This is a genomic window from Halopseudomonas salina (assembly GCF_008641105.1).
The window spans coordinates 201,381-228,209 of record NZ_VTTI01000004.1 but is presented as its reverse complement, the minus strand read 5'-3'; the positions used below and the strand labels follow the sequence as shown (position 1 = coordinate 228,209).

Here is a 26,829-nt window from a genome sequence, read left to right as displayed (position 1 = left end):
TTGGCAGCGTTCGCGTTCAATCGAATCAGCGGGCGCTTGCCAGTCCTTTGCTCAATTGCGCCGCAGCTTCCTCAAGGCGTGATTTGTGATTCACCTCGATATCCGCCATCTCCGCCTCAAGGATCCTGCGCTCATCGCGTGGCAAGTCCTTCCATGCCTGGTGAGTAGGTATGTGCGCTGTGGCGTCATAAACCGTCTCGAATACGGTCAGGTCGAGGCTTTCGCGGCGTGGTCCTGTGTAATTGTCGAGCAGCACCTTGATCCGGATGGCGCCCTCGATCGCCGGTAACTGACCGCTAGTCAGGCTCTTTGCCAGAAACTCGATGTCGGTTGCCAGGCGCTCTTCGCGTTCGCGCTGCAGTGCCTGCTGCGCATCGCTTTTGCGTCGCACCTGGCGCCACAGAACAGCGGCATAAACAGCCAGTGCCAGAATGATTGTCACTCCAGCGAGGATTAACAAGTTCGATAACGGCATAATTTCAGAAACTCAGATCGGCGGGATTCAGCGTGCCTTTTTCGCGAAGATTAAGTCTAGGCGAGAAGAGCAGGCCGGTTCGGATATGACCTTCTATCCGATAATCCACGGGTTGTTGATTCTCGATCAGTTTGACGATGTCGCCCACATGTCGCCACAGATTGGACCGTACATTCAATTCAAAATATTCCGAGCCATAAGCCGGCACGTCAAAAATCTGATCGCTGACGCCAGTGGCCAGACGGGCATCATTCAGATAAATCTGGTATTGCATGCCCCGTATGGGCAGGCTTCGATCATTCGGGTTGTCCACTCGTAGCTTTAACCGGAACGACTGTTCCCACAAATTGGCCTTGAGCATCTCGACATTGGCCAGCGCAATATCCGGCTTGGTGTAGGAGGGGCTGAACAATGCGCACCCGGTCAGCAGTGACAGACCCGCTACCAACGCTATTACCGAAATGGTTCTGAACATGCGTACCCTCCAGGTATGGGGCAAGGCGCCTTTTTTATCGAGTTGCCGGACTGCCTGCGTCTGTCCATACTAATCAAATGCCGCTAATGGTGCAGGACTAATCATTACGAGGGAGAGACAAGATGCCTCTTTTCGAAATTGCTTTTCAGGGACAGGTGCGCTCCGGTGTGACGCAGGACCAGGCTCGGGCGCGGATCGGGCAGCTTTTTCAGGTGGGTGGAGAGCAGCTCGACGTGCTGTTCTCGGGGCGCCGGGTAGTGATCAAGCAGGGGCTGGATGAGTCTGCAGCCGAAAAGTACCGGCAAGCTATCGAGCGTGCGGGGGCATTGTGCAGCATTGATCCGATGGACGCTGCTGCGGAACCGGTGCGGCCCCATTCGCAGGCTGAGCAGGCTACCGTCCAGTCGCAGAGCTCTCACGTCGAGCCTCGAGATGCCTATATGGCCGCCTTCAGGAACGTAGAAGCCCCCGATTTCGGTATCGCACCGGCAGGAGCCGACATGCAGGACGATTATGACACCTTCACCCCGTTGCCTATCGATCTCTCGGCCTTGAGCCTGGCGCCGCCCGGTGCCGATCTGGATCAACTCAAACCCGCGATTGACGCCAGAGTACCTGATACCGATCACCTCAAGCTCGAGGACTGAGACGTTTGCGAGCCAATAACGGAGTCTTCAGGCTCAGGGGGCGCAACAGCGCTTGAATTTTTTACCCGATCCGCAAGGGCAGGGCGCATTACGTCCGGTATCTGGCCGGTAATTTGGGTCCACGAAATACCATTTGTTTGCCTTGCGGATAAATTCCGAACACTCGCGGTGCTTATGCTGACTCCCATCAGGATCCGTCCAGTGCGCAACAAAAGTCACCTGAGCGCGATCGCTGCCATCGTCCGTCGTGTTCTCTACCTCGAGCCCGAGCCAGGTGCTTTCGTGGCTCCACCTGGTCATCGCAGACACATCGAGCCGAGCCTGCTGGCTCGGTAGTGTCGTCGTTACCAGGTAATCGATCAGACCCAGGCAGTAGGCGCTGTAACGTGAACGCATCAGGGTTTGTGCATTGCTCGCGGGCGCTCCCGCGTGCATCGGCCCACAGCAGTCATCATAGGAACGATTGCTGCAGCACGGACAGGGGGTCTTCGAGTTGGAAGTCACTACCACCAGTACCGGTCAAAGTTTTCCGGGTTGGCCCAGTACTTGGAATTCAGCCAGTCGGGTACCGTCTTGTACTCTGCCAGATCATAGCTAAACAGGGTGAGGCAACGATCGTCCTTTTCAAACCGGGCGTCGCGCTGCATGGCCAAGCCATAGAAATCGTTCGACTCCCATTCCGTCGCATCCGCAAGCTCCACCAGGACCGCCATGCGGCTGACCGACAGGTTGCGCAGGCCGGCAAGCAGTTCGATGCCCTGGCGTTTATCCAGGCGCTCCAGTTGATCGGCAATGATCGCCAGGTCATAGCGCTGGTTAGCCAGGTCGTCTGGCAGAGGCACCTGGCTTGTTTCGATCAGTTCGCATTCCGGATGCTCATTGATGTATGCCGATACGGCGGGAATCGGATCACTGCTTATGCACAGCAGGCGCTCGGGCTGATACTGATCGAGAATGCCCAGCAGGGCATGAGTAGGTGTAGCGGACATGGAGATTCCGGTTGGTATATTCAGAGTATCGGCTATTCGGGATGCCCAGATTCCGGTCTGTTGCCGTTTCTGGCAAGCGAAAACTGCAACTAGAGGTTACCTGCCGGCCGATCCCTGCAGCAAGCCCGCAGGGGCGCGAAGTGATATGATGCCGCCCTTGCCTGGAGCCCGCATGCTGAACGATGAACTGAAAGGCCAGATCCAGACGGCCTACCGCACCTTCCTCGAAAACAAGTCCCTGAAGCCGCGCTATGGCCAGCGGGTGATGATTGCCGAGGTGGCCAAGCTGTTTGGCGGCATTAAGCTGGATGACGAAGGTCGTCGGGACGGCGATCCGGCGGTGGCCGTGGTGGAAGCGGGGACCGGTACGGGCAAGACGGTAGCCTATTGTCTCGCGGCTATCCCTATTGCCCGGCACCTGGGCAAGCCGTTGGTAATCTCCACTGCCACAGTAGCGCTCCAGGAACAGATCGTGCTCAAGGATCTGCCGGATATTCAGCGCAACGCGGGGCTGAATTTCCAGTTTTCCCTGGCCAAGGGGCGAGGACGCTATGTCTGCCTGTCCAAGCTTGACCAGTTGCTCAGCGATAATCAGTCGCTAGCCAGCCGCCAGCAGGGCTTTGCCGATGAGGGCTTCAATCTCGAAGTGGACGAGGCAGGGCTCAAGCTCTACACCAGCATGGTCGATGCCCTGGGTACCAGTAAATGGGACGGTGAGCGCGATTCCTGGCCTGCAGCCTTGCCTGACCAGGACTGGGCCCGACTGACCACCGATCATATCCAGTGCACCAACCGCCGTTGTGGCCACTTCAATCAGTGTGTGTTCTACAAGGCTCGTGAGGGGGTGCAGAAGGTTGATGTGATCGTTACCAACCACGATCTGGTCCTTGCCGACCTGGCGCTTGGTGGCGGGGCGATTCTGCCGGATCCGCGTGACTGCCTGTATATCTTCGACGAAGGGCATCATCTGCCTGACAAGGCCATTGCCCACTTCGCACATCATACGCGGATGGCAGCCACAGCTGACTGGCTTGAGCAGCTGGACAAGAATCTGACCAAGCTGCTGGCACAGAATCCGCTGCCCGGGGACTTCGGCCGGACGCTGGAGCAGGTACCGCAGGTTGCCAGGGATCTCAAACCGCACCAGCAGTTCATGGCCCAGGCCCTGACCGAAGTATCGGATTTTGCCAATGCCGAGGATCTCAGCGGTCAGGTTCGCCCCCAGCACCGCTTCAAGGACGGCGTCATTCCTGAGCATCTGTGCGACATGGGTGTCGAGCTCAAGGCGGGTTTTGGTCGTATAACCGACCTCTTGCAGCGCCTGGTGGATCAGCTCAAGGACGCTATGGATGGTGAGGCGGTGGGCGTGACCTCGCATCAGGCCGAAGAGTGGTATCCCCTGTTTGGCGCCTTGCTGGCTCGGTCTGAAGGCAACTGGACGTTATGGACCCAGTTCTGCTTGCTCGATCCGCCGGAAAAGCCCCCCACCGCCCGTTGGTTGACGCTTACCGAGCAGAACGATATTGAAGTGCACGTCAGTCCGATCCTGGCTGCCGATACCCTGCGCCAATTCCTCTGGCACAGCGCCTTTGGCTGTCTGGTCACCTCTGCGACGCTGACTGCCCTGGGACGTTTTGACCGTTTCAGCCAGCGGGCGGGCCTGCCCAGAAGTGCGGTGTGCACCATGGCGCCAAGCCCGTTCAATTACCCGGAAAAGGGCTTGCTGCGCATTCCTGATCTGGGCGCCGATCCGCGTGATAGCGCTGGCCATAGTGCTGCGATTATTCAACATCTGCCAGCCATTCTTGAAGAGGCTCTCGGTAGTCTGGTGCTGTTTTCCTCCCGGCGGCAGATGCTCGAGGTCTATGCCGGGCTGGGTGGCGCCTTCCGCGAGCGTATTTTTGTGCAGGGGGATCTGTCCAAACAGGAGTTGATCCGCCAGCATCGCTCTCGGGTTGACGAGAAGCTACAGAGCGTGATTTTTGGTCTGGCGAGTTTCGCCGAGGGTGTCGACCTGCCGGGCCGCTATTGCGAGCACGTGGTCATCGCCAAGATTCCCTTCGCCGTGCCCGACGATCCGGTGGAAGCGGCGCTGTCGGAGTGGATCGAACGCAATGGCGGCAATCCTTTCATGGAAATCGCCGTGCCCGATGCCTGCCTGCGCCTTATCCAGGCCTGTGGCCGGCTGCTGCGCAATGAGCAGGACAGTGGCACGGTCACGCTGCTCGATCGCCGCCTGGTGACCCAGCGTTACGGCAAGGCAATTCTCAATGCATTGCCGCCGTTTCGCCGGGAAATCGAATAGCGCTGAATATCGGTGCGGTATTGGGTCTGAATCTGCGATTTAATATGGACCAACGATAAACACAACAACGGAGTTTCCATGAGCAATGTCCAGGGTTATTTCGATCCCCGTTTTGAATCCGTGCGGGACATCTTTGCCGCACAACAGCAGGATCCGCAGGCCCGGGGTAGTGCGCTCTGCGTGACCATTGGCGGTGAGACAGTGCTGGATCTGTGGCAGGGCGTGGTCGACAAGGACAACCAGCAGGTCTGGGAGCAGGATTCACTGGTCAATGTGTTTTCCTGCACCAAACCCTTGGGTGCGGTGGCTATTTTGCAGCAGGTCGAGGCAGGCAAGCTGGGTCTGGATACGCCTCTGGCCGATGTATGGCCGGAGTTTGCTCAAGCTGGCAAGGCGCAGATCACGCTACGTCAGGTCCTCAGTCACCAGTCCGGTTTATCGGCAGTAACCGAAACACTGCCTCCCGAGGCGCTGTTCGACTGGAATGTGATGAGTAGCGCCCTGGCCGCGCAGCGGCCCTGGTGGGCACCTGGCGAAGCCCATGGTTACGCCCCGGTTACGTATGCCTGGCTGGTCGGCGAGCCGCTGCGCAGGGTCAGCGACACTCGCCCTGGTCAGTACATTCAGGAGCATATCTGTCGGCCACTGGGGATGGATTTTTTTGTTGGCGTGCCGGATCAGGACCTGCCGCGTCTGGCACATTTATCGCGGTTACGTAACCAGTACGGCGATGAGTATGCCCGCGCGCTCTTTGCCTCCATGGGCAAACCTGAGGGGATGGGCTTCAAGGCATTCGGCAATCCCTCGAGCATGATGGTGAGTAGTAATGAGCGCCACTGGCAGCAGGCCGAGATACTCTCTGCCAACGGTACCGGTAACGCCAGGTCCCTGGCACGCTTCTGGCAGGTCCTGGCCCACGGCGGCAAACTGGGAGAGGCACATCTGCTCGACTCGGAACTGGTCGATGAGATGCGCCGCGAGCACGTTCAAGGCATGGATCGTACTTTGCTGGCGCCTACCCGTTTCGGTCTGGGTGTGATGCTTGAGCAGCCGTATGAAGGCGGTGGTTTCGGCATGGGGCCCCAGGCCTATGGACACCCGGGAGCAGGCGGCTGCCTGGGTTTCTGTGACCCAGAGACCCAGGTCGGATTCGGTTATGTGACCAACGCGATGGGCCCATACGTGCTGATGGATCCCCGCGCGCTGGCCTTGAGTCGTGAGGTCTACCAATGCCTGCGAAGCGTGGATTGATACAAGCCTTGTCCGGGATCAATGCAGTCCACACTGGCGGTGCTAGGATTAGGCCCGAGATGACAGGGAGATTTTCCGATGAAGCCTGATATTGCCGATCTACGCCGTAACTACACCCGTGATGGTCTGCTTGAAGACAAGGCCCCCGATGAACCGCTGAGTTTGTTCGCCAACTGGTTCGAGCAAGCGGTAGAGATCGAATCCACCGAGGCGAACGCCATGATGCTGGCCAGCGTGGATGCCGACAACCAGCCGCATTTGCGTACATTGCTGCTCAAAGGCGCTGACGAACGGGGATTTGTGTTCTTTACCAATTACCAGAGTGCCAAGGGTCGCCAGTTGCTCGAGCAGCCCAAGGCAGCAATGACCTTCTGGTGGCATGACCTGGAGCGCCAGGTGCGTATCGAAGGGGAGGTAGAGCGCATCAGCGAAGAGGAGTCCGATGCCTATTACCACAGCCGCCCGGTCGGAAGCCGTCTAGGTGCCTGGGCGTCGCCTCAGAGCGAAGTAATTGCCAGCCGCGAGGTGCTGGAAAACAAGCTGGCCGAACTGGAAGCACGTTATGCCCAGGAGGCGCCTCCACGTCCCGAACATTGGGGTGGCTTGCGCTTGAAGCCCCAACTGATCGAGTTCTGGCAGGGCAGGCCCAGCCGTCTGCACGATCGGCTGAGCTATCGCCTGGTCGATAATCACTGGCGGCGCGAACGCCTGGCGCCCTAGGGCATTTCTTGCAGCGCGCTTCTTTTTGGCCCACTCTTTGGACAACAGCAGTGGGAGACGGGTGATGGCCAGAGGGATGTTTCAACAGAAGGTAGTTGTGGTGACCGGCGGCTGCGCAGGCATCGGGCGTGCGCTGGCGTTGCGATTCGCCCAGGCCGGAGCGCGGATTGCGATCCTCGACGTTCAGAATGAGCCTCTGGTTGCCTTTCGCGAGCAGCTGATGAGCAAGCTGAACGCCGAGGTTCTCGCTATTCATTGCGATGTGGCCGACGATAAGGCCTGCCAACAGGCGATCTGCCAGGTGATCGAGCATTTTGGTGGTGTTGATGTGTTGATCAACAATGCTGGTATTACTCACCGCAGTGAGTTTGCCGACACCGATCTGGAAGTTTTCCAGCGCATTATGGCGGTGAATTACTTTGGTGCTCTGCACTGTACACGGCACGCTCTTGAGAGTCTGATTGAGCGCAAGGGGCAGATTATTGTACTCAGTTCGATCTCTGGATTTGCCCCGCTGCTGTATCGTAGCGCCTATAACGCAAGCAAGCATGCCCTGCATGGTCTTTTCGAGACCTTGCGCTTGGAAGTGCGTGAGCAGGGGGTCAATGTAATGTTGGTCAGTCCGGGCTACACGGCTACGGATATACGCAAGAACGCGCTGGTGGGTGACGGGTCAATCAACCAGGCCAGTATTGTTGCGCCTTTCAAGGTGTCATCTCCCAACGATGTAGCAGACGACATCTATCTGGGAGCAGTCAAACGCAAACGCTTGCTGGTCTTGTCCAATGTTGACTGGCGGGCGCGCTTCTTGTCGCGATTCTTCCCGCGCCTGTTCGAAACCTGGATGTTGCCACGGCTTTCCGGGGTCAAGCTGGAGCGTTGAGCCAGTCAGCGGCGCCCTGGCCTGCGGTGCGGCCACTGGCGAAGCAGGCAGTCAGCAGGTAGCCGCCGGTGGGTGCCTCCCAGTCGAGCATCTCGCCAGCGCAAAATACCCCCGGCATGCTCCTCAGCATCAGTCGTTCATCCAGCGCACTCCGGGTTATCCCGCCGGCGCTGCTGATAGCCTCATCTAATGGACGTATGCCATGCAGCTCTATGGGCAGCGCTTTCATACCCTGTGCCAGGGCCTGAGGATCGGCCAGAACCTCCGGTAGCAGGCATTCATGTAGCAAGGCCGTTTTCAAGGGGTCAAGCCCTGCACGTTTGCGCAGAACCGACGCCAGGGATTGGCCCTTGCGCGGTTTGGCCAGCAACGCAGCCAGCTCCTCGCGGGTGCGATCCGGGGCTACATCCAGCCAGAGACAGGCCTTGCCGGTGGCCAGCAACACATCCCTCAGTGGGGCGGAAAGAGCGTAGACAAGGCTGCCTTCAAGACCGTCGTGGGTGACCACGCACTCGCCCCGGCGTGATACCACCTGGCCATCCGGCGTCCTCACTGTGGCGATAACCTGTTTAAGCGGCGCGCCAGCAAAGCGCTCGGTCATGAAAGGGCTCCAGTCGGCGACGAATCCACAGTTGGCCGGCAATAAGTCCGCGACCGTAATGTGCCTTACACGCAGGGTCTCCACCCAGGCGCCGTCTGATCCCAGGCGAGCCCAGCTGCCGCCGCCCAGGGCCAGGATGGCGGCTGAGTGGACCTTGCACTGCGGGCCGGCCGGCGTGTCGAACTGCAACTGTTGCTGCTCGGTCCAGCCAGTCCAGCGATGCCGGGTATGCAAGCGTACGCCTGCCTCACGCAGACGTCTCAGCCAGGCCCTCAGTAGCGGCGCTGCCTTCATTTCCACCGGGAACACCCGGCCGGAAGACCCCACGAAGGTATCCACTCCCAGGCCGTGAACCCACTGGCGCAGTTGACTGGCATCCATTTGCGCCAACCAGGTTTCCACCCAGGGGCTGGCTTCCCTGTAGCGGGCGACAAAATGCTCGGCGGACTCGGAATGGGTAATATTCATGCCGCCGACGCCAGCCAGCAGAAACTTGCGTCCGGGCGATGGCATCGCATCATAGATATCTACCTGCAGACCGCGGGCGGCCAACGTCTCGGCTGCCATCAAGCCGGCCGGACCCGCACCGATAATGGCAACGCTGGGAAGGGGTGAAACGCTCGCGGGCATGAGGAATCCGATGAAGTCTGACAGGGTATTGATGCGCAGGGCTGCCAGTTTAACCCAAACCGCGTTCGCGCCAAATCTGCGCGGCACTCTGATGCAGCAGAGCGTGACGTCGGGCGAGGGCATGGCGATCATTACTGTAACCACCGCCGATCACGGCGCAAACGGGTATATCCCGGCCCAGGCAGTGCTCGATGACCATTCGGTCGCGGCTGGCGATTCCTGCGTCAGTCAGTGCAAGGTAGCCGAGAGCGTCATCCCGATGCACATCCACGCCAGCGTCATAGAGAACGATGTCAGGTTGGTACATGGGTAGAAGGTAACCCAGCACATCGTCGACTACTGTCAGGTAGCCCTGATCGTCGAGCTGGCGCGGCAGAGGAATGTCCCAGTCGCTGACCGCCTTGCGTGCGGGAAAGTTGTTCTCGCAGTGCAGTGAAACAGTTATGGCGTCCCTGTCATTTTCCAGAATCCGCGCAGTACCGTCGCCCTGATGTACGTCGCAGTCGAAGATCAGAACCCGTCCGGCCTTGCCGCTGGAAAGCAGGTACCGACTGATAATGGCCAGATCGTTGAAAATGCAGAAACCCGAGGCAAAGTCATGGTGGGCATGGTGGGTGCCGCCGGCCAGATGGCAGGCCAGTCCGTGCTGCATGGCCAGTTCGGCGGTCAGTAAAGAACCACCCACGGCGCGGGTGGTGCGTTGCAACAACGCTTCGCTCCATGGCAGCCCCATACGACGCAGCTCCACTGGTGACAGGGCGTTGGAGCTGAATCGGCTGACGTAGCCATCATCATGGGCCAGCCGCAACAGATCGCTGGTAGCCACCGCAGGTTGATGCAGGTTGCCCTCATGCAGCACCCCTGTCGCGTGCAAGTGGTCGTGCAGCAACACGAACTTGTCCATTGGAAAGCGGTGTGCCGCCGGGAACGTGAAGCTGTAATCGGCGTGATAAACCAGAGGTAGATCCATGTATGCAGGGCCTTTGAAAGGGTTTCGTCGCAGTATGCGGGGCCCTTGAACAAGCCAACAAGCGCGCAGGCATTACCAAAAGCTGCAGGTTAGCGGTTAGAATGTCTCGCTTTGCGACACGCTGTCGCACCCCTGTTTGCCGTTCGCCGCCCCAACGGGTCGGCTGCCGTTGAGGAACCTATTACCATGACCCAAATGCTGGATGATCTGGTTAGCCTGCTGGCGCTGGAAAAGATCGAGGAAAACCTGTTCCGTGGCAAAAGTCAGGATCTGGGTTTCAAACAATTGTTTGGCGGCCAGGTTCTGGGTCAGTCGCTATCGGCAGCCAGTCAGACGGTTGATCCCGAGCGGCACATGCATTCGGTACACGGTTATTTCCTGCGGGCAGGTGACGCCACTTTGCCAATCGTCTATCAGGTAGATCCATTGCGTGATGGTGGCAGTTTCTCCACACGCAGAGTCCAGGCGATTCAGAAGGGAAAGCCGATCTTCACCATGATTTCTTCCTTTCAGGGCGACGAGGACGGCTACACTCACCAGGCGCAGATGCCTGACGTACCCGCCCCCGAGGAACTGCGTAACGAAACCGAACTGACTCGTGATCATCAACACATGATTCATGCGAGCGTGCGTGAAAAGGTGCTGGTCGACAAGCCTATCGAGATCCGTCCGGTTGGTAAATTCAATCCATTTGATCCCAAGCCCGCCGATCCGGTGCGCTATATGTGGTTTCGGGCTGATGGTCGGCTGCCGGACGATCCACAGGTGCACCGCTACCTGCTGGCCTACGCTTCGGATTTCCACCTGCTCGGTACCGCGATGTTGCCCCACGGCATTTCGTCATGGACGCGGAACATGCAGGTTGCCAGTCTGGATCATTCGCTGTGGTTCCATCAGCCACTGCGCATGGATGACTGGCTGCTGTATGCAATGGACAGTCCTTCGGCCAGTGGTTCCCGTGGTCTGTCCCGGGGCCAGGTTTTTACCCGCGACGGTATTCTGGTCGCGTCTGTTACCCAGGAATCACTGATGCGTCAGGTGGAGCGTTGATCGATGCATGATGCCAAGGCATGGATATTTGATCTGGACGGTACCTTGACGCTGGCTCAGCATGATTTCGTCGCCATCCGCGAGGAGCTGGGTATCCCTGCCGATGAGGATATTCTGGGATATCTGGAGAAGTTGCCCGAAGATCAGGCCAGCGAGCTGAGCAGGCAACTTGACGCCATCGAGTTGCGTCTGGCCCGAGATGTCGCTGCTGCTCCTGGTGCTGCCAGGCTTATCCGGCATTTGCGCGATACCGGCAAGCAGGTCGGGATACTGACCCGCAATCTGCATTCAGTAGCTTTATCTTCCCTCGAAGTATTGGGCATCGCCGACTGCTTCGAGCCGGAGCATATTCTTGGCCGTGCTGAGGCTCTGCCCAAGCCGGACCCTGCGGGCATCCATCACCTGCTCGGGCTCTGGTCAGTTGAGCCCAAGGAAGCAGTGATGGTGGGGGATTTTCGCTTCGATCTGGAGGCCGGCCGTGCGGCAGGCTGTCGTACATGCCTGCTGCATGAGCATGACAGCTGGCCAGGACTGGCTGATCTGCATCTGCCCGACTGTGAGCGCCTGCTCGTTTATTTGCAGGGCTTTGCCGATACGCATTGAGCTTTTGCGGGCGGGCTGCAAAAACCGGCTCGCAAATGGTTGCAAAAGGCTATCATATTCCGCCCTGTCACCCTTTGCGGAAAAGCCCTGTATGTGGATCCATATAAAGTCATTCTTCACCGCCGGCAGAAGCAGTGGGCCCGGGGCTACGAGATCAGGTGTGGCAGGCAGTCGCCGCAGTGCCGATATGGATTCAGCGGTGGTTGCCAGCCAGCCTCTTGATACCCGTATCGAGCAAGCGTTCATGGGCATGGTGCTGGGGGTACATTCACCCCAGGAGTCGGCACTCAACGACTTCGAGACCAGAGCCCTGAAAGTATTTGCCGGGCTGATGGACGGAGATTTGGCCGACGCCCGGCTGATTCCACGACTTCCAGCGGTGCTGCCGCGTCTGATGAATTATTTCCGTGATCCCTCGACAACTACCCGGGAGCTGGCCGATCTTATTGGCCGCGATATTGTCTCGGTCAGTGAGGTAATACGCCTGGCCAACAGCCCCTTCTATCGACGCGCCAGTGAGGCGCGCAGTCTGGAGCAGGCCGTGTTGGTGCTAGGTCAGAGAGGCTTGCGCCAAATGGTTGCGAACCTGTTGGTGCGCCCCATTTTCAGCGAGCGGCAGGGCCATTTCAGCGCGATAGCCGGCGTTCTGCTCTGGGAGCAGTCGGAGAAAACCGCACTAATCACCGCGGCGCTGGCGCAAAAGGACCAGGGTGACGAATTCTCTGCGTATCTGGCGGGTATTTCCAGCAACCTTGGGCTGTTGATCGGTTGCCGTGTCCTGGATAGTCTTTTTGACGGCAGTCAGACCCCGAGCAGCATCGCCTTTCGTGCTCAGTGGCTGGCGATAGCTCGCAGGCTTACTGCTCGGGTTGCCAGAGCCTGGGAATTCCCGGATCAGGCCTGTGCTTTGCTGGAGCAGGTGTGCGAGGCGGACCCCTCCAGGTTGCCTTCTGACGGCATGCGGCTATACAGTGCGCAGCGCCTTGGTCAGTTTCACAGTCTGCAGCGCTGTGGCCGGCTGCCGGTGACCGATACCGCATCACCTGCATCCATGATCGCAGACGAGCGGGTCTTCTCGCTCGCTATGGACATCCTCGCTCGACTCGATGGGCGTAAAGGCTGATGTTGGCAATATAAAACCTATAACTATTTTCAGGAGCCTGCCATGGGCTGGTTACGATCACGCCGTCTGCATTATTTTCTCGGCGGTGTAGTGATTCTCTTCGTGTTGCTGGTCGCTTTGCGAGCAGTCTTTCTGTTTGGCTTTTCGTCGATCACGCCCGGGGTGGATCAGCCCTGGCGGCTGGTTCTGGAGACGCTGGGGATCGGTGTCCGTTTTGATTTGAGACTGGCTATTCTACTCATGCTTCCGGCAATGCTGCTGGCCTGGCTCCCGGTATGGAACAGCCTGCGCTCACGACCCTTACGATGGATCAGCCGGTCTTATCTGCTGATCGCTCTGGCAGTTGTGCTATTCATGTATATCATCGATTTCGGCCATTACGCCTATCTCGGTGTGCGTTTGAATGCCTCTGCTCTCAAGTTCATCGAGGATGCGGGTATTTCCCAGCAGATGGTCTGGGAAAGCTATCCGGTGATCTGGATCACTCTGGCCTGGCTGGTCATGCTGGTGGCCAGTTTCTGGGCGCTGTTGCGCTTGGAGAGAGAGACCCTCGACCGCGCGGATACCCGCATTGGTCTCGGCTCACGGATCTGGGGTAGCTGCCTGATGGTGGTTGTCGTATTCCTGGCGATCCTCGGCCGCTTCAGCAACATCAATCTGGAAAATCCGGTTCCGCTGCGCTGGAGTGACGCGTTTTTCTCTGGTGATAGCCAGTTGGGCGCTCTGGGCATCAATCCGGTGATTTTTTTCTACGACACCATTGCCATTCCCCAGGAGCGTTACGACCTTGCCGAGGTGCGTAAATATTATCCGCAAGTGAGCGAATATCTCGGCGTGATCGAGCCGGATATTGAGGCGTTGACGCTGAACAGGGTCCTGTCTGTGCAGCCGCACCGACTTGATGCCGCGCAGCGACCCAATGTGGTTTTCATCATGCTTGAGTCGCTCGGGACCACGGCGGTAGGGGCCTATGGCAACCCCCTCAAGCCGACGCCAAATCTGGATCGAATGGCATCGGAGAGCTGGTTCTTCCGTCATTTCTATGTGCCGGTCACGGGTACGGCTAAAACCGTCTGGGCAAGTATTACCGGTATTCCGGATGTGTCGCGCTCCGAGACTGCAACGCGCAATCCGCTGATCACCAATCAGCACACGCTGGTCAATGCGCTGGAAGGCTACAACAAGATTTATACCATCGGTGGCAGTGCCGGCTGGGCCAACATGAATGGGCTGATCAGGCAGAGTATCGACGGCGTGACGCTGTATGAAGAAGGCTTCTGGAAATCTCCTAACGCTGACGTATGGGGTATCTCCGATCTGGATCTGTTCAAGGAGACCGACAAATTACTGCGAGCGCTGCCGAGCAATGAACCATTCTTCGCCTATATTCAGACCGCGGGTAACCACAGGCCCTTCACCATTCCGCCGGATAACGACGGTTTTGAGGTGCTTGAGCCCAGCCTGGAAGAGGTGCAGGCGGCGGGCTCGCGTAGCGTGGCCCAGTACAACGCGGTGCGCCTGCTGGACTTCAATATCGGGCGGTTGATGGAAATGGCAAAAGAAGGCGGGTATTTCGATAACACCATTTTTGTGATGTTTGGTGATCACAACACCCGTATTGCCAATATCGACTACATGAGGCCGGCGTTCGATCAGTTGGGGCTGGAAAGCAACAATACCCCACTGTTCATTTATGCCCCCAAGCTACTACCCCCGCGTGAATTCGATGAGGCGGTTGGTCTGGCAGATCTGCTTCCCACCATCGCAGGCCTGCTTGGTTTTGAATATGACAATCGCACCACGGGCCGCGATCTGTTGATGCCTGCCCCTGAAGGTGAGCGAGTAGTGCCCTTGGTATTGCGAGAAGGAACCTTCCCGTTAATAGGTGCCGTGAGCAAGGATTTTCTGTTGCAGATGAATTACGACGGAAGCGAGCCCAGCCTGCACGACCTGCACTCCGATACCCCCCTGGATAACGTGGCCGACCAGTATCCGGGAGAATACCAGCGTCTGTTACCGCTGACCCGGGGGTTGTACGAAACGTCCCACTACATGCTGTATGAAAACGTCCGGGATTGACCCGCGGGCGCAAGCAAGAGAAAACCGGCCTGTTGGCCGGTTTTTCAATTACATGCTCAAGCGCATGGATAAATCCACCGCCTTGATGTCCTTGGTCATGCTGCCTATGGAGATAAAATCGACACCGGTTTCAGCGACGCTTCTGAGGGTCGTCTCGTTTATTCCCCCCGAAGCTTCAAGCGCGGCCTGACCAGCACTAAGCCGTACTGCTTCCCGCATGTCATCGTGGCTGAGTTCGTCCAGCATGATGATGTCAGCACCTGCTGCCAGCGCCTCACGCAGCTCTTCGAGATTTTCGACTTCGACTTCCACCGGTTTGTCCGGAGCCAGGTGGCGAGCCTGGGCGATAGCCTCAGCAATGCCACCACAGGCAGCAATGTGATTTTCCTTGATCAGGAAGGCGTCGTACAACCCGATCCGGTGATTGTCGCACCCGCCGCAGGTTACGGCATACTTCTGGGCCATGCGCAGGCCGGGTAGAGTCTTGCGGGTATCGAGCAAACGTACGCCGCTGCCCTCGACCAGGTCGGCGAAGTGACGGCTGCGCGTGGCTGTGGCGGACAGGGTCTGGATGAAATTCATGGCACTGCGTTCAGCGGTCAGCAAACCCCTCGCGGGGCCGTTGAGTCGGCAGAACACCTGATTGGGCTCCATACGCTCACCATCACGGGCTAGCCACTCGACGTGGATCTGAGGGTCGACCTGACGGAACACCTCCTCAGCCCAGGCTGTACCACACAGGATGGCTGACTCGCGTGTGAGGATGCTGGCAGTGGCCTGTCGATCGGCCGGAATCAGGGCGGCGGTAATGTCGCCGGAACCTACGTCCTCGGCGAGAGCCCGGCGCACGTCATCAACGATAATCTGTTGCAGTTGGTCCAGGGTCAGATTGGGCATGGGGCGAGGCTCCGTCGAGTATGTCGTGAGCCGGCGAGTATACCCTATCAAGCGCAGAACGCCCGCCGGCAGGCGGGCGTGGGGAGGGCGATATGACTAGTCCTTCAACAGGTTGAGCGGATCGTTGAAGTAGTCCCGGGTCAGCTTGAATACGACAGGACTGAGCAAGAGCAGCGCGATGAGGTTCGGGATCGCCATCATTGCATTCAGCGTGTCCGCCACCAGCCAGAGGCTGCCAAGATCGACGATCGGCAGAGTACCCAGTGGGATTGCCAGCACCCAGAGTACTCGAAACGGGATGTTAGACTTTTCACCGAACAGGAACTGGGTGCATTTTTCGCCATAAAAACTCCAGCCGATGATGGTCGTGAAGGCAAAAATGGCCAGACCAACGCTGACAATGTACTGACCCCAACCGCCGGGCAAGCCGATGTTGAACGCGTGGGCTGACAGGGAGGCACCGTTCTCGCCACTCTGCCATGCACCGGTCACCATGATCACCAGGCCGGTGATCGAACAGATCACTATGGTATCGATAAAGGTGCCGAGCATGGCCACAGTGCCCTGACGTACCGGGTTGCTGGTCTGTGCCGCGGCATGGGCAATGGGCGCGCTACCCAGGCCTGCCTCGTTGGAAAAGACGCCACGGGCAATACCAAAGCGCATAGCTGCCCAGATGGTGGCGCCAGCAAAGCCGCCTGCGGCGGCTGCCGGATTGAATGCATGATAGAAAATCAGGCCGAAGGCCTCAGGCAATTCGCTGGCATGCATTGCCAGAATTACCAGTCCGCCGCCGACGTAGAAAAGCGCCATGATCGGAACCAGCTTGCCAGCCACTTCGCCAATCCGTTTGATGCCGCCGATCAGCACCAGGGCGACCAGTACGGCTATGACGATACCCGTCAGCAGAGGCTCAATGCCAAAGGTGCTTTGCAGGGCATCGGCTACCGAGTTTGACTGGATCGTATTGCCGATACCAAAACCGGCCAGCATGCCGAATATGGCGAAGAGCACCCCAAGCCATTTCCATTTCTGGCCCAGACCGTTCTTGATGTAATACATTGGCCCGCCAACGTGATGGCCCAGCGCGTCCTTTTCGCGGAAATGTACCGCCAGCGCGGCTTCGCAGAACTTGGTTGCCATGCCTACTACAGCAATTGCCCACATCCAGAATAGGGCGCCTGGGCCGCCAAAGAACAGGGCGGTGGCCACGCCGGCGATGTTCCCGGTACCCACCGTGGCAGAAAGTGCTGTCATCAGGGCGTTAAAGGGGCTGATATCACCCTCGGCGGTGCTCTTGCGCCCGTTCCAGAGCATTTTAAAGCCGTAGCCCAGTTTTCGTTGGGGGATCAGTTTCAGGCCCAGGGTCAGATACAGACCGGTGCCAGCCAGCAGTGCGAGCATTGCTGGTCCCCAGACAATGCCGTTTATGGTGCCGATATACGCAATAAGTGCATCCATTGAAGTGACTCTCCAGTAGTCAGGTCTGTTATTTTATATTCTTGCCAAACCGGCACAGGATAACGTGTGTTTCGCCCTGGCAGCTGTTCGCTGGCGTCCATTTGTGTCAGCAATGCGTCGATCCGGAAAATACGTGGGTGCCAATTGTGTGAACCGGTTCAAGAAAAAGCCAGAACAAAGAAAGCAGGTCTGAAAAAGACTGTATAGTTGATCTAAATTTGACGCCAAATCCGTGACGCATGGAAGGCAGTACACGCAGCATGCAGTATCATGTGCAGTAGAAGGGAGCTCCGCTGGCGTTGGTCATGACGGTCGCAGATCGTCCGGAGAACAGGTATGGCGCGCGATCCCAAAATCATCAGTTTTTCCCCGGCCGGCCAAGGCAGCGAAACCGATCGGGAGCGGACGTCAGTTTTGCCGGCGCCGCTTCGGAGCGTGCGCAAGGAAGCTGTGGCCTTCCTCAAGGCTCGCTTGTCGGCGTTGTTTGATAACGCTGACGACAGTCTTTTCGAAATGGCGGACCGTGCCGCCAGCAACTCCGAGCAAGCTCTTTTTTTTGAAGCCATGCGCGCCGTGCGGCTGCATCGGCATGCGATGAGCTCCAATTGCTGTCAGCAGCTCGGGCGCAATATGGAAGCATTGAACGACAGTGCCTCTACGGTCAAAGCGCGGCCGATAGCCAATTTTGCCATCGACAGCCTTTCCCTGGTTCAGCCCGACGATCTGGAGCAGACTGTCGCGCTTGACAGCATGGTCGGGCGGGTGGTGGAGCGAAATCGACAAGGCCTTTCGCATCTGGCTATTCGGTTCAACAGCCTGGTTAAATCCCCTGTTGACGAAACCAGCAACCCAGTCGGCCCGGCTGCTCTAGCACAGATTTTTGTGGACGCACTCGGCGAGATGACGCTGGACATAAAAGTACGCATAATCGTTCTCAAGCTTTTTGAGCGCTACGTTTTTAACTCGATTGATCCCTTTTATGCCACCGCTAACGCCCAACTGGTCAGCGCGGGTGTCTTGCCTGATCTGAAGAGCGTTGCCCCCGTTCAGCGGCACCAGCCCGCAGTAAACATTGGTTCCGGCGCCACTGTCGCTGCCGGTCAGGCACTTGGAGGTTATGGAGCGCAGGAGAGCACCGACCAGCAACGTGTACTGTCCCTGTTCAGTGAGCTGATCGGCAACTGGCGGCATGCCAGCGGAGACGCGGCGCTCTCAAGAGTAACCGGATCCTCAGGCGCGCCGCTGCAGAGCAGTGAATTGCTCGGGGTTCTGGCCCAGGTACCTGTTGGTGAGTTGGAGGAGGGTGGCTTCAGGCGTCAGGATCTACGCACCCATATCAGCCAGTTGCTGCAGGAGCAGCGCGATCACCAGGGCCAACGACGTTCCCTGGATCGTATCGATGAGGATGTCATCAGTCTGGTATCGATGCTGTTTGATTTCATTCTTGATGATCCGCAGCTGCCCGCTGCGTTGAAAGCGATGATAGGCCGGCTACAGCTGCCGATCCTGCGGCTGGCGATCTCTGACAAGCGCTTCTTTGGTCAGGCCAGCCATCCAGCCCGCAGGCTGCTTAACGAACTGGCCCGCGTCACTATGGGCTGGAATGACCAGGATGATTTGCGCCGGGATCAGTTGCATGTGCTGCTCGATAGTATTGTTCAGCGTTTGCTTGCCGAGCCCACGCCGCAACCGGACATGTTTTCGGCGATGCATGGCGAGCTGACCAGCTTCGTCAACACCGAAAAGCGCCGTTCTGATCTTCTCGAACAGCGCACCCGGGATGCAGAAGAGGGCAAGGCCAGGATAGAGGCTGCCCGTGGTGAGGTGGCGGCAAGGCTGAACGCCATGCTGCTGGGCAGGACCCTACCCGTCTTCGTGGTTGATCTGCTGCGCGAAACCTGGAGTCAGGTGATGCAGATGACCTGTCTTCGCGAGGGACCTGATTCCGCTGGCATGCAGGCGACCGCAGAGGTTGCACGCATGTTGCTTCAGAGTGTTGAACCGCTGGCTGCTGGCGATGTAGGCGAGCGTGAAGCCCTCAACCTGCGGGTGCGTGAGTCCCTGGCTGATGGACTGACGCTGCTGGGTATTCAGGCTGAGCAGGGTGCGCCGCAACTTGTCAGGCTCAAGCAGCTTCAGCAATCGGTGCTGCTGGAGGCTGGACCTGCGGCGCCGGATTCTGTGCAGACTGAAACGCAAGAGCGGGATCATTCCCATGTGGCGCAGGAAGTCCAGGGTCCTGCAGCCTTGGATATGGCCGAGCCGGAGGAGACTGACGCTCAAGCTGCACTGCAGGCAGCCCCCGCGGAAACAGGCGAGTTGCAGCAGACAAACCCAATGACAGGCCTCTCCGGCGATAAGGCGGCGCCCGAATCAATCTCTGCTACGGTAAAACCGGCTCCTCAGATGCAGCGCCCGCGTATACCCGTCATGGAAGTGCGTGAGCCAGTACTTGAGGAGTCAGCGGCACCTGACCAGGCCCTTCTGGCCGGGGACACTGACCCGGCTGCAGTGGCCTGGGTCGAGCAGTTGCACACGGGCAGCTGGTTCGAGTTTCAGATGGATCCGCACTCTGCGACGCAGCGTTGTAAGCTTGCTGCGATCATCAGCTTCAGTGGCAAGTACATCTTCGTCAATCGTGCTGGTATGAAAGTGGCAGAATTCGCCCGGGTGGACCTTGCTCAGCATCATGCTGCAGGGCTGATCCGCCTGCTTGACGACAATCAGTTGTTTGACCGCGCTCTTGAATCGGTTATCGGTAATCTTCGGCAGTTGCAGGCAGGCAGACACTGATACAAATTGTGCTATCCACTGCGCAGCCTGCTAGCATAGGGTTTTTGCCGGACTCCTTAGGCCATGCCGATACGCATAGAAGATGGCTGGGCGAGAGACGTAGACATCTGCCCCTCGCCCCACTGCAATGCTCGTCCCCCGGCGGAGAGCATTTCTTTACTGGTTATCCATAATATCAGTCTGCCGCCCGGGCAGTTTGGTGGTGGGTTTGTCCAGGCCTTTTTCAGGGGGGCTCTCGACCCCCTGGAGCATCCCTACTTCGCCACCATAGCTGCTCTGCGCGTTTCGGCGCATTTTCTCATCGAGCGGAATGGGAAAGTCACCCAGTTTGTCTCCTGTCTGGACCGTGCCTGGCACGCAGGTGCGTCACTTTATGCCGGGCGCACTGATTGTAATGACTTCTCAATCGGCGTCGAACTGGAGGGTACCGATACTCAGCCCTATGCGGAGGCTCAGTACTCCAGCCTACTGGAGCTGACTCAGGCTCTGCGGTCGGCTTATCCGGCTATTACGCCGTACCGCATTACCGGTCATGAGTTCATTGCGCCGGGTCGCAAAACCGACCCCGGACCCGCCTTCGAATGGCGTCGTTTTCTGGGCGATCTGGTCAACCAGACAGGGGGGGGCGCAGCGTGAGTTTTCTGGTTCTTTTGCTGGTCGGACTCATTATTCGCTTCACTCCATGGCGCCACGGTTTTCCCGTCGATGCCGCCGGCTTGTGGGTACGCAGGATCGTTGAGGGTGAGCAGCCGCGCCCTATATGGCAAACGCTGGCGCTGCTGGCATTGCCGATGTTGCTAGCCGTCTTTGTTTTATGGGGGCTGGAAGGGCAGCTTTACGGCCTGTTGACCTTGGCAGCACATGTCGCTCTGCTGCTGGTCGCTATCGGCCGTCACGATTCCCTCGGTTCAATGGCAGCATCATTCGAGCAAGCCTGGCAACGAGGTGACCAGGAAGCGGCTTACCACATTGCCCGTAGAGACCTGGACCTTGACGGTGAAGGACCTTCTGATCTGTTGCGTGGAGTGGACGCCAGTGTGGGCTGTGCGACCTTCCGGGATTATGTGACCCCGGTTTTCTGGTACCTGTTGCTCGGGCCTCTGGGAGCCCTGGGTTATCGGCTGCTGGAGCGTTTCCAATTACGATCCGAGCATCCTGCTCTGCCAGCGGTCAGGCGCATGATCCATGCACTGGAATGGTTGCCGGCGCGTCTTTTTGCACTGAGTCTGGCCCTGGTGGGGGATTTTGAGCGAACACTGGGGTTGGTGAACAGTTGGGTGCTGCGCTGGGAGGTTAGCGCTGACCAGGTGGTGTCCGATTGCATTGCCGCAGCCCTGGGTGATGAGCAGAGAGTCACCGGTACAGCGTCGGCAGTCCTGCAACCGGTGCGTGCACTACTTGCTCGAAGTCTCTTGGTCTGGGCGGCCTGTATAGCATTCATCAGCCTGTTCGGTTAAAGATGTCAGTCGTATTGCCGATAGCTCAGTATGAGACAATCAGAACAGCTCCTGTACTGCTTGCACGGCGGGTTGTGGAATGCGAAAGGTGGTGTTCGCCCCGCCGATATAATAAACACAAGGCCTGATCACAGGTTTTTGCCGACGCGTTTTGATGTGTGTACGGCAGAAGATACGTATTTGAGGAGATGGATGCGTGAATAGTCTGATGGCCCCCGCCATAGCGTTGATGAACCGTTTGAGTTATGGCATGAAGTTCTGCCTGATCAGCGTCCTGTTTTTTGTGCCTCTAGGTATCGTCAGCAGCATGCTGGTGGAGCAGGCATATGAACGGGTCAAGATTACCCAGCGCGCCCTCGATGGCATGACACTGGTTGAGCAGAATCTGTCAATCATGCGCGATGCAGAAATGCTGCGTGATCTGGACGTTGTGCTCGGTCAGCTAGGGCAAGGCGAGTTCGCAGCGGATCTGGAGCAGCGCACAGCGGTTTTGCGCAAGCAGGTAGTGGATGCGCTGCAAGGTCTGGATCTTGATCCGGATGACCCGCAGGCAGGCGACCTGGTGACCAAGCGTGACGAACTGATACAGGCCTACGAACAGGCTGGTCAGGAGTCGGTCCGCAATCGCGGGGCATTGACCAGTCTTGCGCTCGGCGAACTGTCCTCTCTACTGGGTTTTAGCGCTGCTTATGCTGGATTGCCCCAGGATTATGATCGCAATATCCGCCAGCTTTCCGATTTGCTGATCAACGTGACGCCTGTGATTACCCAGACACTTGGCGCCGGGCGTGCCGTTGGTTCTTATTCCATTGGTCTGGGCTATCTGAATTCCGATGCCAGTCGCGATATGGACGATCTGTTTGAAAGCATGCAGACGCTTCGCGGTGATTACGCGCAGACTCTGGACCTGGTGCTGTCGGGAGATGAGCTCAGCGGGCTGCGTGGTTCAGGACAGGTCAGTCTGGAAAGTCTCGACACCGCCGCACGTATCTTCGAAGACGATATCATCCTGGCCAGCACGCTCAGCGGAAACTGGCTGGATTATTTTAATCAGCTAACCGCTGAAATTGACAAAACCTACGCTTTCAATGGGGCGGTACTCGAGACGCTGGGGGAGGTTCTGGCCAAGCGGCTAGGCGAAAATATTCAGGCCATGACTGTGCTGATCATCTCCCTGTCAGCTGTCGGTTTGCTGATTATCTATCTCTATGCCGGTTTCTACATGGCTACGCGGCGAACCCTGAAGCGGCTGTCCGCATTGATGGGCCAGGTGGCCGATGGCGACATGACGGTACATGTCGAGGTCGACAGTCGGGATGAGCTTGGCGCACTGGCAACGGATTTCAACCATACCGTACGACGGATTCGGGATCTGATCACGCAGGTCAGCCAGACGGCCGGTCAAGTGGATCAGCAGTCGCAGCAGGTAGAGACAATTTCGGGGGAGAGCAGTCGCGCAGTCGCCTCGCAACGCTCGCAGATCGAACAGGTAGCGACCGCCATGAACGAGATGTCGGCCACGTCCCAGGAAGTGGCGCGCAGCGCCGCCAGTGCCGTGACCAGTGCCGGACTGGTGAGCAAGGAAACCATGGCCGGCCGGCAGTTGGTGGAGTCCTCCGTCGATGGTATCGAGAAGCTGGCCAACGAGATCGAGAACTCGGTCAAGGCGATTAACCAACTGGCCGATGACAGCTCTTCTATCAGTCGGGTACTTGAGGTAATTAAAGGTGTCGCCGAGCAGACTAACCTGCTGGCTCTCAACGCTGCCATTGAGGCTGCGCGGGCGGGTGAACAGGGTCGTGGCTTTGCAGTGGTAGCCGATGAAGTCAGAACGCTGGCGAGAAGAACCCAGCAATCCACCGAGGAAATCGAGCAGATGATTGCTCGTCTGCAGAACGGTGTGAATGGGGCAGTCAAGGCCATGGGGGCGAGTCATGGCATGACTGGCGCCACAGTGGACTCTTCGCTCAAGGTGCAGGACGCCCTGGCCAATATTCTCAAGGCGGTCAATCAGATAGTCGATCAGAGTGAGCAGATTGCCGCCGCGGCAGAGGAGCAGACCGCGGTAAGTCACGACATCGATCAGAATATTGTCGAGATAAATCAGGTCAGTGATCGAACTGCAGAGGGTGCGCGGCAAACTGAAGAGTCCAGCAACCGCATGAGTCGGCTGGTGCAGGAATTACAGCAGATTATCAGCGCGTTCCGCGTCTGACTGAGTAGCGTGCTTGCGCTCCAGTACAGTCCGTGCTGTTGCGCAGGCGGTTCAACGTCTTGCGGGCCTTAGGCTTCGGGCTTGGGTTTGGAATGCCATAGCACTTCGGGCGTCTGCTCACGCTTTGCGATAGCCCTGGCCATGACAAAAAGCAGGTCCGACAGCCGGTTGAGATAGATTCGCGCCTGCTCGTTCACTGTTTCTTTATTGGCCAGCGAAAGATAGCGCCGCTCTGCCCGCCGGCAAACACTGCGAGCCAGATGAGCGCTGGCTACGCAGCGCGAGCCCCCGGGTAGAATGAAGTTTTTCAATGGCTCAAGGTCTGCGTTGTATCCATCGATCAATTCCTCCAGGTCTGTCACGTCTGACTCGCCGATGATGTCATGCCCGGGTACCGCCAACTCACCGCCCAGATCGAACAGCCGATGCTGCACCGGGGCCAAAACCGAGCAAAAATCGGTCAGGTGCTGGGCCTGCAGATCAGCTATCAACACGCCCAAAAGGCTGTTCAGTTCATCGACGCTGCCCATTGCCTCGATACGAGGGTGATCCTTTTCGATGCGCCTGCCGTCGGCAAGGCCAGTCTGCCCCGTGTCGCCGGTACGGGTATAGAGTTTACTCAAGCGAAAGCCCATGGTGCGTATGCCTTTAGGAAAGTCAAAAATCCGAAGTCTGTCATTAGCGGCAAAGCCTAGCCGTTCTGAGCGCCCACGCAAAGCCTGCTATCAATCACCGGGTAGCCCAAGCATTGCCAGATGTGTCTTCAGCCTCGCGTGCAGATGCCTCATTGCTGGCACCTCCAGGCGGGCCTTTTCCGCAGCGCGGCACGCATGGCCGAGGATGTAATCTATTTCGGTACGCCGGCCCGCATGCACATCCTGACGCATCGAGGAACTGTTTTGCGCGGTTTTCAGAATGACAGTGCTGATCACATCAGGTAGCTCTGCGGCCTGTTCTGCATAGCCCTGGCTTTGCAGCAGTGACTGCAGTTCGTGGGTAAGTGCGTCGAGCTCTGCACCTGCTCTGGCGGGAATCTCACCGTTGAGGCAGTCGTACAGCGCGGTAAAGGGATTGATCGCGCAGTTGATGGCCAGTTTTTGCCATAACACACGACCGATATCTTGCTCCCAAACCCAGTCGAGCGTGGTCTGCTTGAGCGACTCCAGCCAGGGAGGACAGAGGCCCCCGGCTTCGTCACCGATCCTGGTTGTTCCCTGGCCGGCCCAGACCACATGGCCAGGCTCACGCAGCCAGGCACCGTCAGTCACGCTGGCGCAGAGCACTCTGCTGCTACGGCATAGCGCTCTGGCCTGTTGCTGGCTGCCGAGACCGTTCTGCAGCATTATCACAGCACTGTCAGAGCGCAGACGAGAAACCAGAGGCGCCAGTGCAGAGGCAACGGCGTGGGCCTTGGTGGCGACGACAAGGTAGTCCAGCGCTTCGGTGTGCGAGCCCAGCGTCGCCTCCATCAGGTATTTTTGTCGGGTACCCTGGTGCTCGAATGTGAGCATGCTGCCAGCGGCCTGCCATTGCTCAACCGCCTCGTGTGTGCGCATGATCAGGCTGACCGGGTAACCAGCCTGTATCAGCCTGCCAGCCCAGAGAAGCCCGAGGCTGCCGGCACCGAGGATATGGAAGTGCATGGCGATCAGTCCGGTTGCGGCCAGCGAACCTCGGTGATCAGGCTGGTTTCGTAGGCTTCTTCGAGGTGTTGTTCAACAAGCTCCAGCAGTTGTTCTGTGCCGGGCAAGGTCTGTCTGTCGTTCACTGCACATAGGGCCATGCCCGCACGCAATGTGAGATAGCCTTCGCTGGTCTTGAAGGCCTTGAGGTTCAAGCCATCATGGAGTCGTTTGAAACTGGCCGGTTTGCAGTCAGCGGGATCTTCAGCCAGCGTGACAATAGCGAATGTATTGGACCCCGCCCGTGCGATCACATCGGTGGGCCGGACCAGCTGCTGAAGTCGCCGCGCAATGCCTCTCAGCAACTCCTGTTGAACACCTTCACCCAGGCGAGTGGTCAGTTCCTCGAGATTCTGCACGCCCAATACCAGTGTGCAGCAGATGCCGCCGCGCGATTCGACGTTGCGTAGAATATCGCCGAGTCGTTGCAGGGCATAACGCCGGTTACCCAGAGCAGTGACATTATCGACTAGGTTGTGTTCTTCAAGTTGGCTGTTATTGGAGGCAAGGAGGCGGTTTTCATCAAGCAGCCGGTTGATTAGTTGTGTTGTGCGGTCGGCTGCATAAATGCGCGGAAGCAACTGCTCGTTCATTGACGATTTGCTGATGAAGTCGTCTACACCACGATCGAAGGCTTCGCTCAGAACGTTGTCGCCCTCCCTTGCAGTCAATAGCACCACATAGGTGTAGTGGTCGGTTTGCTCGTCGGTCTGACGAATACGCGTTGTCAGCTCCAGGCCATCCATTTCGGGCATCAACCAGTCAGCGACCATAACGCTGGCTGGGCGCTCCTCGTGCATTGTCAGCGCATCCATAGCGGAGCTGGCAAATCGGATATCGGCATACCCTGCGCGCGTCAGATTATGGCCAATAACCGCACTGCTGAACTTGGTGTCGTCCACCACCATGATGCTGAGCTGCGGGTTGGGCATTGCGGGACTCCCGGTCTGTTGTTCTGTTCGGGTTATAATGCCACGAACCTATGCAGTTGTTTTGCAATATATGTCATAAATTTTTTGTTTAGTTGAGGTAAATGCATGCCTTCTTTTGATGTTGTCTCAGAACTGGACAAGCACGAAGTCACCAATGCCGTGGAAAACTCCATGAAGGACCTTGAGCGCCGATATGACCTGCGGGGTAAGGGCAGCTTCGAGTTCAAGGACAAGGAATTGCTGGTACATATGACCGGAGATGCCGAGTTTCAGCTGGAGCAGATGCTCGAGATTCTCAGGATCAATCTGGTCAAGCGCAAGATCGATATTCAGTGCCTGGAGGTCAAGCCAGCCTTTGCATCAGGCAAGCAGGTAAAGCAGGATGTGCAACTCAGGGAAGGCATAGACAAGGAGCTGGCAAAGAAAATCGTCGGCAGGATCAAGGAATCCAAAGCCAAGGTGCAGGCGGCTATTCAGGGCGAGCAGGTTCGCGTGACAGGCAAGAAGCGTGACGATCTTCAGGAAGTGATGGTGTTGTTACGCGGGGCCGATATGGAGATGCCCTTGCAGTTCAACAATTTCCGCGACTAG

General features: G+C 57.9%; 25 protein-coding genes. 14 read left to right on the top strand and 11 right to left on the bottom strand.

The window, feature by feature from the left end; all coding sequences use genetic code 11:
* Positions 1-25 precede the first annotated feature (25 nt).
* Together FZF01_RS08475 and FZF01_RS08470 are read right to left on the bottom strand one after the other, a co-directional pair.
* The gene (locus FZF01_RS08475) at positions 26-475 is read right to left on the bottom strand and encodes a DUF2489 domain-containing protein (RefSeq protein ID WP_150277713.1); all 450 of its coding nucleotides are present in this window, start codon (positions 473-475) and stop codon (positions 26-28) included.
* A gap of 4 nt (positions 476-479) precedes the next feature.
* The gene (locus FZF01_RS08470) at positions 480-950 is read right to left on the bottom strand and encodes an LEA type 2 family protein (protein WP_150277712.1); all 471 of its coding nucleotides are present in this window, start codon (positions 948-950) and stop codon (positions 480-482) included.
* Between the two features lie 122 nt (positions 951-1,072).
* On the opposite strand from FZF01_RS08470, the gene FZF01_RS08465 reads away from it, so the two are divergent.
* Entirely contained in the window at positions 1,073-1,597 is a 525-nt protein-coding gene (locus tag FZF01_RS08465) for a hypothetical protein (protein WP_150277711.1), read from the top strand.
* Positions 1,598-1,630: 33 nt separating this feature from the next.
* Here FZF01_RS08465 and FZF01_RS08460 read toward each other — a convergent pair whose 3' ends face one another.
* Together FZF01_RS08460 and FZF01_RS08455 are read right to left on the bottom strand one after the other, a co-directional pair.
* A complete protein-coding gene (locus tag FZF01_RS08460; RefSeq protein ID WP_150277710.1) occupies positions 1,631-2,101 on the bottom strand; it encodes a YchJ family protein in 471 nt (156 codons plus the stop codon).
* Positions 2,101-2,586 (bottom strand): DUF6231 family protein, encoded by a 486-nt coding sequence (locus FZF01_RS08455; protein ID WP_150277709.1) that lies wholly within the window; start codon positions 2,584-2,586, stop codon positions 2,101-2,103. Before FZF01_RS08455 ends, FZF01_RS08460 begins: the two co-directional genes overlap by 1 nt.
* A gap of 172 nt (positions 2,587-2,758) precedes the next feature.
* Here FZF01_RS08455 and dinG point away from each other — a divergent pair, with 172 nt between their 5' ends.
* The 4 genes from dinG (at position 2,759) to FZF01_RS08435 (ending at position 7,745) form a co-directional block, all read left to right on the top strand.
* Positions 2,759-4,891 carry an ATP-dependent DNA helicase DinG gene (gene dinG / locus FZF01_RS08450; RefSeq protein ID WP_150277708.1) on the top strand — a complete coding sequence of 711 codons (2,133 nt, stop codon included), beginning with the start codon at positions 2,759-2,761 and terminating at the stop codon, positions 4,889-4,891.
* A 78-nt stretch (positions 4,892-4,969) separates the two neighbouring features.
* Positions 4,970-6,142, top strand: a complete 1,173-nt coding sequence (locus FZF01_RS08445; protein WP_150277707.1) for a serine hydrolase domain-containing protein — start codon at positions 4,970-4,972, stop codon at positions 6,140-6,142.
* 78 nt (positions 6,143-6,220) lie between these two features.
* On the top strand, positions 6,221-6,862 hold the full coding sequence (gene pdxH / locus FZF01_RS08440; RefSeq protein WP_150277706.1) for a pyridoxamine 5'-phosphate oxidase: 642 nt from the start codon (positions 6,221-6,223) through the stop codon (positions 6,860-6,862).
* A 64-nt stretch (positions 6,863-6,926) separates the two neighbouring features.
* Positions 6,927-7,745 (top strand): SDR family oxidoreductase, encoded by an 819-nt coding sequence (locus tag FZF01_RS08435; RefSeq protein WP_150277705.1) that lies wholly within the window; start codon positions 6,927-6,929, stop codon positions 7,743-7,745.
* Here the strand turns inward: FZF01_RS08435 and FZF01_RS08430 are convergent.
* A complete protein-coding gene (locus FZF01_RS08430) occupies positions 7,729-8,976 on the bottom strand; it encodes a TIGR03862 family flavoprotein (RefSeq protein ID WP_150277704.1) in 1,248 nt (415 codons plus the stop codon). The genes FZF01_RS08435 and FZF01_RS08430 overlap by 17 nt on opposite strands.
* A gap of 49 nt (positions 8,977-9,025) precedes the next feature.
* Complete coding sequence (locus FZF01_RS08425; RefSeq protein ID WP_150277703.1) at positions 9,026-9,946, bottom strand: histone deacetylase family protein; 921 nt, start codon at positions 9,944-9,946, stop codon at positions 9,026-9,028.
* Positions 9,947-10,132: 186 nt separating this feature from the next.
* On the opposite strand from FZF01_RS08425, the gene tesB reads away from it, so the two are divergent.
* The 4 genes from tesB (at position 10,133) to FZF01_RS08405 (ending at position 14,801) form a co-directional block, all read left to right on the top strand.
* On the top strand, positions 10,133-10,996 hold the full coding sequence (gene tesB, locus FZF01_RS08420) for an acyl-CoA thioesterase II (RefSeq protein WP_150277702.1): 864 nt from the start codon (positions 10,133-10,135) through the stop codon (positions 10,994-10,996).
* 3 nt (positions 10,997-10,999) lie between these two features.
* Positions 11,000-11,599, top strand: coding sequence for an HAD family hydrolase (locus FZF01_RS08415; protein ID WP_150277701.1), 600 nt, complete (start codon positions 11,000-11,002; stop codon positions 11,597-11,599).
* A gap of 160 nt (positions 11,600-11,759) precedes the next feature.
* Positions 11,760-12,722, top strand: coding sequence for an HDOD domain-containing protein (locus FZF01_RS08410; protein ID WP_188434271.1), 963 nt, complete (start codon positions 11,760-11,762; stop codon positions 12,720-12,722).
* A gap of 42 nt (positions 12,723-12,764) precedes the next feature.
* On the top strand, positions 12,765-14,801 hold the full coding sequence (locus FZF01_RS08405) for an LTA synthase family protein (protein ID WP_150277699.1): 2,037 nt from the start codon (positions 12,765-12,767) through the stop codon (positions 14,799-14,801).
* 48 nt (positions 14,802-14,849) lie between these two features.
* On the opposite strand, the gene nadC is transcribed toward FZF01_RS08405, so the two are convergent.
* Together nadC and FZF01_RS08395 are read right to left on the bottom strand one after the other, a co-directional pair.
* Positions 14,850-15,698, bottom strand: a complete 849-nt coding sequence (gene nadC, locus FZF01_RS08400) for a carboxylating nicotinate-nucleotide diphosphorylase (protein WP_150277698.1) — start codon at positions 15,696-15,698, stop codon at positions 14,850-14,852.
* Positions 15,699-15,794: 96 nt separating this feature from the next.
* The gene (locus tag FZF01_RS08395) at positions 15,795-17,159 is read right to left on the bottom strand and encodes an alanine/glycine:cation symporter family protein (RefSeq protein WP_150277697.1); all 1,365 of its coding nucleotides are present in this window, start codon (positions 17,157-17,159) and stop codon (positions 15,795-15,797) included.
* 336 nt (positions 17,160-17,495) lie between these two features.
* Here FZF01_RS08395 and FZF01_RS08390 point away from each other — a divergent pair, with 336 nt between their 5' ends.
* The 4 genes from FZF01_RS08390 to FZF01_RS08375 all read left to right on the top strand — a co-directional run bounded on the left by FZF01_RS08390 (position 17,496) and on the right by FZF01_RS08375 (position 23,624).
* Complete coding sequence (locus FZF01_RS08390) at positions 17,496-19,952, top strand: DUF1631 domain-containing protein (RefSeq protein ID WP_150277696.1); 2,457 nt, start codon at positions 17,496-17,498, stop codon at positions 19,950-19,952.
* Positions 19,953-20,015: 63 nt separating this feature from the next.
* Positions 20,016-20,588 (top strand): 1,6-anhydro-N-acetylmuramyl-L-alanine amidase AmpD, encoded by a 573-nt coding sequence (gene ampD, locus FZF01_RS08385; RefSeq protein ID WP_150277695.1) that lies wholly within the window; start codon positions 20,016-20,018, stop codon positions 20,586-20,588.
* A complete protein-coding gene (gene ampE, locus FZF01_RS08380) occupies positions 20,585-21,409 on the top strand; it encodes a regulatory signaling modulator protein AmpE (protein ID WP_188434272.1) in 825 nt (274 codons plus the stop codon). The genes ampD and ampE overlap by 4 nt, the downstream gene beginning before the upstream one ends.
* Before the next feature lie 196 nt (positions 21,410-21,605).
* Positions 21,606-23,624 (top strand): methyl-accepting chemotaxis protein, encoded by a 2,019-nt coding sequence (locus FZF01_RS08375; protein WP_188434273.1) that lies wholly within the window; start codon positions 21,606-21,608, stop codon positions 23,622-23,624.
* Between the two features lie 68 nt (positions 23,625-23,692).
* On the opposite strand, the gene FZF01_RS08370 is transcribed toward FZF01_RS08375, so the two are convergent.
* The 3 genes from FZF01_RS08370 to FZF01_RS08360 all read right to left on the bottom strand — a co-directional run bounded on the left by FZF01_RS08370 (position 23,693) and on the right by FZF01_RS08360 (position 26,238).
* Positions 23,693-24,259, bottom strand: coding sequence for a cob(I)yrinic acid a,c-diamide adenosyltransferase (locus FZF01_RS08370; RefSeq protein WP_150277693.1), 567 nt, complete (start codon positions 24,257-24,259; stop codon positions 23,693-23,695).
* 90 nt (positions 24,260-24,349) lie between these two features.
* Positions 24,350-25,267 (bottom strand): 2-dehydropantoate 2-reductase, encoded by a 918-nt coding sequence (locus FZF01_RS08365; RefSeq protein ID WP_150277692.1) that lies wholly within the window; start codon positions 25,265-25,267, stop codon positions 24,350-24,352.
* A 5-nt stretch (positions 25,268-25,272) separates the two neighbouring features.
* Positions 25,273-26,238, bottom strand: a complete 966-nt coding sequence (locus tag FZF01_RS08360; protein WP_150277691.1) for a response regulator — start codon at positions 26,236-26,238, stop codon at positions 25,273-25,275.
* A 105-nt stretch (positions 26,239-26,343) separates the two neighbouring features.
* Here FZF01_RS08360 and FZF01_RS08355 point away from each other — a divergent pair, with 105 nt between their 5' ends.
* Positions 26,344-26,829: a YajQ family cyclic di-GMP-binding protein gene (locus FZF01_RS08355; RefSeq protein WP_150277690.1), complete on the top strand. Its 486-nt coding sequence runs from the start codon at positions 26,344-26,346 to the stop codon at positions 26,827-26,829.